Raw genomic sequence first — 5,247 nt, forward strand, 5'->3', positions numbered from 1 at the left:
GGCTGGATCCTGGCAGCGCCTGGACTTAGGCGTCCACCGGCTTGATGGCGTGGATGCGGTCCAGGATGGCGTTCTTCAGGTTTTCCGGAGCTGCTTCGGTGCAGGAGCGCTTGACCATGTTGCGGATGACGCATTCAAGGTCGTACTGCTCCGTGCATTCCGGGCAGTCGTCAAGATGGTTCTTGATCTCCGAGATGTCCTCGCGGGTCAGCGCTCCGTCGAGGTACTCGTAGATGCGTTGCATCCGGGTGTCGTCGCAGTCGCCCAATCCCTGGCAGTCGCTCATTTCCTGTTCTCCTGTTGTGTGCTTGCAGCCGTGTCCTGTGAATCCGCGGCCGTTTTGAATCCCCGCTCCGCGGCGTACTCCGCGAGCATGTCCCGCAACATTTTCCGGCCGCGGTGGAGCCGGGACATCACGGTGCCGATAGGCGTGTTCATGATGTCTGAAATTTCCTTGTACGCGAACCCCTCGACATCAGCGAAGTAGACCGCAAGGCGGAATTCTTCCGGGATGTCCTGGAGCGCACGCTTGACGTCCGAATCCGGAAGGTGGTCCAGCGCCTCAGCCTCAGCAGAGCGGAGTCCACTGGAGGTGTGCGATTCTGCCCGCGCAAGCTGCCAGTCCTCGATGGTGTCCGAGTTGGACTGGAGGGGCTCACGCTGCCGCTTGCGGTAGAGGTTGATGTAGGTGTTCGTCAGGATGCGGTACAGCCATGCCTTCAGGTTGGTGCCCGGCTTGTACTGGTGGAACGCTGAGAACGCCTTGGTATAGGCCTCCTGGACGAGGTCTTCGGCGTCCGAAGGATTCCGTGCCATCCGCATCGCGGCGGAGTACAGCTGGTCAACGTACTGCATGGCGTCGCGCTCGAACCGCAGGCGGCGCTGTTCGGATGTTTCCGTGGAAACATCCACCACGTTTTCGGTGGTTTCAGCTCCGGGTTGTGGCGCCTCAGCCGCTTCGGACGCGGACGCCGCATCCGCGGCGCCCTTCACTTCGTTATTCGAAGCCTCATACATGGCCGACACGGCCGGATCCAGGGTGCTCATTGCCTTCAAGTCTACTGTCAGGCTGCGTGCACGCGGCGAGCCATACTCCGGAGGTTCCACCTCCAGGGAGCTCATTGCCACGGGGCCTGCCGCTTCGATTCCGTCCAACACCCGCCTCAAGGCCCAGCTCCGCTCATTGTTTTCGCACTTTGACTCGTGACCCGACCTTCGCGGACCCGTTTGGCATAACCCCTGCCCTTGGGCAAATATTCCCCAAAAGTGCAAGACTAGGACGGACTCCGCCGTTCACGACGCGGTTCGTCCATCCAGGAGGAAATCCATGTCCTTTGTCCGCACGCTCGCCCGGCCCATGCTGGCTTCCAGTTTCGTTCTTGCCGGCGTGGATAAGCTCAAAAACGCTGACGATACAGCGCAGCAGCTCTCCCCCCTGCTCCGCAAGGCCGCGGCATCGCTGCCGTTCCAGGCTGACGAGAAGATGCTTGCCCGGGTCATCGGCGGAACGCAGGTGGGCGCAGGCGTCCTGTTTGGGCTGGGCAAGTTCTCCAGGCTTTCGGCCACCCTGCTGACGGTCATTTCCCTGCTCAACACCTTCGTCGAATGGCGCAGCGCGGACATCAGCAGCAAGGAAGGCCGCGAGACGCGCCGCAACCAGCTGCTGAAGAACCTGTCCCTGAGCGGCGGCGCCCTGCTTGCCTCCGTGGACACCGCAGGCAAGCCGGGGCTGGCCTGGCGCGCCGAGCACCTGGCCGCCGATGCCCGGAAGGGCGCCTCGCACTTTGCTGCGGATGCCAGGAAGACCACGAACAAGAAGCTGTCCAAAGCGGACAAGGCCGTGCGCCGCGCCGTGGAACAGGCCACGGGGGCATAAGCACGAATGACCGCTGCAGCCGCCACCCGGGACGACTCCGGAGCTCCTGTTCCCCATTGGCCCGCACCTTTCGCCTCGCGGCCCGTTGATGCCACCGTCACGGTTCCCGGTTCGAAATCACTGACCAACAGGTACCTCGTCCTCGCGGCGCTGGCCGATGGTCCGTCCCGCCTGCGGGCTCCCCTGCACTCCCGCGACTCGGCCCTGATGATCGAGGCCCTCCGCCAGCTCGGTGCCCGCATCACTGAAGTGCCCGGTGACGGCGCCTTTGGGCCGGACCTCGAGGTGGTTCCGCTGGGACAGGACACGGCTGCTCCCCTCACCAGGATCGACTGCGGCCTGGCGGGCACGGTGATGCGGTTCGTCCCGCCGCTCGCGGCCCTCCGCAACGGGGACAGCGTGTTCGACGGCGATCCGCACGCCCGCAAGCGGCCTATGGGAACCATCATCGAAGCGCTCAAGGCGCTGGGGGTGGGCGTATCCGCGGAAGGCGGCGGCGCCCCGGCGTCTCTGCCGTTCGTGGTGGAAGGCACCGGAGAAGTCCGCGGCGGCCACCTGGTCATCGACGCGAGCGCTTCCTCCCAGTTTGTCTCCGCGCTTCTGCTGGTGGGGGCGCAGTTCACCGAGGGCCTCCACCTGGAGCACGTCGGCAAGCCGGTGCCCAGCCTGGACCACATCAACATGACGGTCGCCGTCCTCCGTGGCGCCGGCGTGTCCGTTGATGATTCAGTCCCCAACCACTGGGTTGTCTCACCGGGGCCCATCCGCGCTTTTGACCAGCGGATTGAGCAGGACCTTTCGAATGCCGGGCCGTTCCTCGCGGCAGCACTGGCTTCGGGCGGAACGGTCCGGATCCCGGGCTGGCCTGAGCAGACGCAGCAGGTGGGTGACCTCTGGCGCAGCATCCTGGCCGAGATGGGCGCCAAGGTGACGTTTTCGGACGGGGTTCTGACGGTCACCGGCGGTCCGGAGATCAAGGGCGCTGACTTTGCTGATACCAGCGAGCTGGCGCCCACCGTGGCGGCACTGTGCGCCCTGGCCACCGGCCCCTCCCGGCTCAGCGGCATTGCCCACCTGCGCGGACACGAGACGGACCGCCTGGCCGCGCTGGTGACAGAGATTAACCGCCTTGGCGGTGATGCCGAGGAGACCAGTGACGGCCTGGTCATCCGCCCCGCACGGCTGCACGCCGGCGTCGTACACAGCTATGCGGACCACCGCATGGCTACCGCCGGCGCCATCCTGGGCCTGGCTGTCGACGGTATCCAGGTGGAGGATATCGCTACCACGGCGAAGACCATGCCTGATTTCCCGCGGCTGTGGGCGGACATGCTTGCCCAGGGCGGCGCATCCGAAAAGGAGGCCGACGCCGGGGCGGAAGGTTCCAGCGGTGGCGCGGCGAACTGACTCGTGGGACGAATCGGACGTCCGCATCCGGCCCAGCAAGAAGGGCTCCCGGCCCCGCACGAAGGACCGGCCCAGCCACGACGACGCCGTCACAGGCCGCATCATCACCGTGGACCGGGGCCGCTACACCGCCGTGGTGGGCGAAGATTCCGGCAACGAACGCACGGTGATTGCCGCGCGGGCCCGCGAGCTGCGGCGCTCCCCCGTGGTGGCCGGTGACTTCGTTTCACTGGTGGGGGACGTATCCGGCGAACCCGATACCCTGGCCCGGCTGGTGAAAATCCAGGACCGGAAGACCCTCCTGCGGCGCAGCGCCGATGACACCGACCCTGTGGAGCGGGCCGTGGTGGCAAACGCGGACCAGCTGGTGATCGTGGTGGCGGCAGCCAATCCCGAGCCGCGCACCGGCTTCATCGACCGGGCGCTGGTGGCAGCATACGACGCCGGCATCGAGCCGATCCTGCTCGTCACCAAGGCCGACGTCAAGGACCCGGCGGAGCTGCTGTCCAACTACACGCACCTGGACTTCCCGGTGATCATCAGCCGCACCGCCGATATCAAGGCGTCCGGCATCGATGCACGGTCCGACGACGGACTGTCCGCCCGGCTGGACAGCGCAGCGGTCGCCGAACTCAGGGCCCACCTCGACGGGAAGGTCACGGTCATGCTGGGGCACTCCGGCGTCGGGAAGTCCACCATGGTCAACGCGCTTACGGGTGCGGAAAGGGCCACCGGCGGAGTGAATGCGGTGACCGGACGGGGCCGGCACACGTCGTCGTCGGCCCTGGCTCTGCGGCTTGCGGACGCACCTCCCGGCAGCTGGATCATCGACACCCCGGGCATCCGGTCCTTCGGACTGGCGCACGTGGATCCGGACCGGATCCTGCGGTCCTTCCCGGACCTTTCGCCGGGCATCGATGACTGTGAACGCGGCTGCAAGCACACTGCCACGGCGGTGGACTGCGGCCTGGACGCCTGGGTGGCCGGAGGCCATGCGGGTCCCACCGGCGAAGCCCGGCTTGCATCCCTGCGGAGGCTCCTCGGAGCGGATCCCCGCATGGAAGCGCAGGAGACCAAGGAGCTCGGCAGCGTCAACTGACAACGCCGATCTCCCAGCAGAACCGCCCGCAGACGGTAGTTTGGAACCATGATCCAACCCGCTTCGAGCTACAACGATGACCTGCGCCTGGCCCATGTCCTGGCCGACTCCGTGGATGACCAGACCATGAGCCGCTTCAAGGCACTGGACCTCCACGTGGAGACCAAGCCTGACCTGACGCCGGTCACCGATGCGGACAAGGCAGCGGAGGAAGCCATCCGCGGCCAGCTCTCCCGTTCCCGTCCACGGGACGCAGTACTCGGTGAGGAGTTTGGCAGCACCGGCCACGGCTCGCGCAGGTGGATCATCGATCCCATCGACGGCACCAAGAATTTTGTCCGCGGCGTGCCCGTGTGGGCCACCCTTATTGCCCTGGTTGACGAGGGCGAGCCGGTAGTTGGCGTGGTCAGTGCCCCGGCACTGGGCAAGCGATGGTGGGCGGCCAAGGGCATGGGCGCCTACATGGGCCGTTCACTTGCCGCGGCCACCCGGTTGCGGGTGTCCGACGTCTCCAGCCTGTCCGACGCTTCACTGTCATATTCCAGCCTGGGCGGATGGAAGGAACGCGGAAACCTTGACGAGTTCCTTGGCCTGACCGAGGACGTCTGGCGGACCCGGGCATTTGGCGACTTCTGGTCATACTGCATGGTGGCCGAAGGGTCGGTGGACATCGCCTGCGAACCCGAGCTCAACCTCTACGACATGGCGGCCCTGGTACCGATCGTGGTGGAGGCGGGCGGCCGCTTCACATCGCTGGAGGGCGAGGACGGTCCGTTCGGCGGCAACGCCCTAGCCACCAACTCCATCCTGCACTCCGAGGTGCTGCAGCGGTTGAACCCGGGCCTCGACGACCTTCTCTGACCCC

The 5,247-nt window shown here is 66.2% G+C and carries 6 protein-coding genes; 4 read left to right on the plus strand and 2 right to left on the minus strand.

All coding sequences use genetic code 11. The features are described from left to right. Nucleotides 1–25: 25 nt before the first annotated feature. Both rsrA and P2Q66_RS15690 read right to left on the minus strand, forming a co-directional pair. Entirely contained in the window at nucleotides 26–286 is a 261-nt protein-coding gene (gene rsrA / locus P2Q66_RS15685; RefSeq protein ID WP_275729608.1) for a mycothiol system anti-sigma-R factor, read from the minus strand. Beyond that, nucleotides 283–1,047, minus strand: a complete 765-nt coding sequence (locus tag P2Q66_RS15690) for a sigma-70 family RNA polymerase sigma factor (protein ID WP_258868525.1) — start codon at nucleotides 1,045–1,047, stop codon at nucleotides 283–285. Before P2Q66_RS15690 ends, rsrA begins: the two co-directional genes overlap by 4 nt. Nucleotides 1,048–1,327: 280 nt before the next feature. Between P2Q66_RS15690 and P2Q66_RS15695 the strand changes: the two genes are divergently transcribed. From P2Q66_RS15695 to hisN, 4 genes are read left to right on the plus strand one after another with little or no spacing between them, the layout of a single operon-like run. After that, complete coding sequence (locus P2Q66_RS15695; protein ID WP_115525061.1) at nucleotides 1,328–1,876, plus strand: DoxX family membrane protein; 549 nt, start codon at nucleotides 1,328–1,330, stop codon at nucleotides 1,874–1,876. A gap of 6 nt (nucleotides 1,877–1,882) precedes the next feature. Continuing rightward, on the plus strand, nucleotides 1,883–3,283 hold the full coding sequence (gene aroA, locus P2Q66_RS15700; protein ID WP_275729611.1) for a 3-phosphoshikimate 1-carboxyvinyltransferase: 1,401 nt from the start codon (nucleotides 1,883–1,885) through the stop codon (nucleotides 3,281–3,283). After that, nucleotides 3,267–4,382 carry a ribosome small subunit-dependent GTPase A gene (locus P2Q66_RS15705; RefSeq protein WP_275729613.1) on the plus strand — a complete coding sequence of 372 codons (1,116 nt, stop codon included), beginning with the start codon at nucleotides 3,267–3,269 and terminating at the stop codon, nucleotides 4,380–4,382. Before aroA ends, P2Q66_RS15705 begins: the two co-directional genes overlap by 17 nt. A 48-nt stretch (nucleotides 4,383–4,430) precedes the next feature. Beyond that, a complete protein-coding gene (gene hisN / locus P2Q66_RS15710) occupies nucleotides 4,431–5,243 on the plus strand; it encodes a histidinol-phosphatase (RefSeq protein WP_079597633.1) in 813 nt (270 codons plus the stop codon). Nucleotides 5,244–5,247: the final 4 nt, after the last annotated feature.

Source organism: Arthrobacter sp. Cr_A7 (genome assembly GCF_029222765.1).
Taxonomy (GTDB): Bacteria; Actinomycetota; Actinomycetes; order Actinomycetales; family Micrococcaceae; genus Arthrobacter.

Bases quoted from the DNA above. Each gene is read 5' to 3' on its own strand.
- hisN (WP_079597633.1), top strand. From the start codon at position 4,431: ATGATCCAACCCGCTTCGAGCTACAACGATGACCTGCGCCTGGCCCAT.
- P2Q66_RS15690 (WP_258868525.1), bottom strand. From the start codon at position 1,047: ATGAGCACCCTGGATCCGGCCGTGTCGGCCATGTATGAGGCTTCGAAT.
- P2Q66_RS15695 (WP_115525061.1), top strand. From the start codon at position 1,328: ATGTCCTTTGTCCGCACGCTCGCCCGGCCCATGCTGGCTTCCAGTTTC.
- aroA (WP_275729611.1), top strand. From the start codon at position 1,883: ATGACCGCTGCAGCCGCCACCCGGGACGACTCCGGAGCTCCTGTTCCC.
- rsrA (WP_275729608.1), bottom strand. From the start codon at position 286: ATGAGCGACTGCCAGGGATTGGGCGACTGCGACGACACCCGGATGCAA.